Below are 1,007 nucleotides of genomic sequence, written 5' to 3' on the forward strand. Positions count from 1 at the left end.
GTCATAGTTATGCGTCAATCCGTCATAGTTATGCGTCAATCCGTCATAGTTAGTTCTCGCAAAGCCTTGCCTAGCATAGCTTTGAGGGGTGTCTAAAAAGCTTTAAAAATATTAAAAATATTTAAAAAAGGGAAAACATAAAAAATCAAAGGCAAAAGCAAAAGAAAAAAGCTATGGCACTCGCTTCGCTCGTGTCGTTTCAAGAGCAAAAGCAAAGGCAAAAGCATGAATAATGTATTCGCTGCGCTCATACTTTTTGAAAAGCAAAAGCTTCAAAGTTCGCACCCATTCGGGATGCTCTGTACTTACCGTTTAAAATCGAAAGGGAGCTTGTAATCAGGGAAAAGGCATTGCAAAAATTTTAATAGCGTCTGTTCACTCGTAGACACTCGTTCTGTTTAAACCTGTTTGAGTCAAAAAGAAAAGCACAAAGCGAACGGAGTGTGAGCGACATAACGATAAATCGTTCACTTCCCCCTCTGATTACCGCTTTTTGCTGAATTGGATTGGTAGTCAATCTCTAATAGTTCGTGACTAAGTATTTAAATCGCTCTGATTTGCGTTTTTAGGCTGTTTTCGCTCTTGGAGTATGGAAACCCCTTGTTTGTGCCAATTCTCCCATTTAGGGTCATTTGGTGCGATTTTGATGTTACTTAACATGCCGACCAATGTTGCAGGATCGTGATGCCCCAAATTGGCTATATCGAACAATGCGCCTAATTCAATCAGTCGCTTGGTTCTAGCCTTTCGTTCTAGAGCCTTTTCTTTTGTCCGTTCTGCATTGAGAAGATTCTGCATATCTTGTTTTGCTTTGTTGGCTCGAATAGTGGCTTTTTCAGTTCGGATTAAAGCGGATAATTTTTTATCTTCTATGGCTGTCCGATCTGTTTTTTCATAGAGTTCAATCAACAATTTTTGGTAGTCAGTTGGGCGAGATAGAGCCTTGAGAAAATCCAAATGTCCGTTAGGTAAATCAATTGTGGCTGTCATACAAATACCGCTAAAAG

Annotated in this window: 1 protein-coding gene; it reads right to left on the minus strand. The window is 39.5% G+C overall.

Annotated features, from left to right (window positions below; translation table 11 throughout):
* Window positions 1-534: 534 nt before the first annotated feature.
* On the minus strand, window positions 535-990 hold the full coding sequence (locus F960_RS01720; RefSeq protein WP_020846578.1) for a conjugal transfer protein TraD: 456 nt from the start codon (window positions 988-990) through the stop codon (window positions 535-537).
* Window positions 991-1,007: the final 17 nt, after the last annotated feature.

It is taken from the genome of Acinetobacter gerneri DSM 14967 = CIP 107464 = MTCC 9824 (assembly GCF_000368565.1).
Lineage (GTDB): Bacteria > Pseudomonadota > Gammaproteobacteria > Pseudomonadales > Moraxellaceae > Acinetobacter > Acinetobacter gerneri.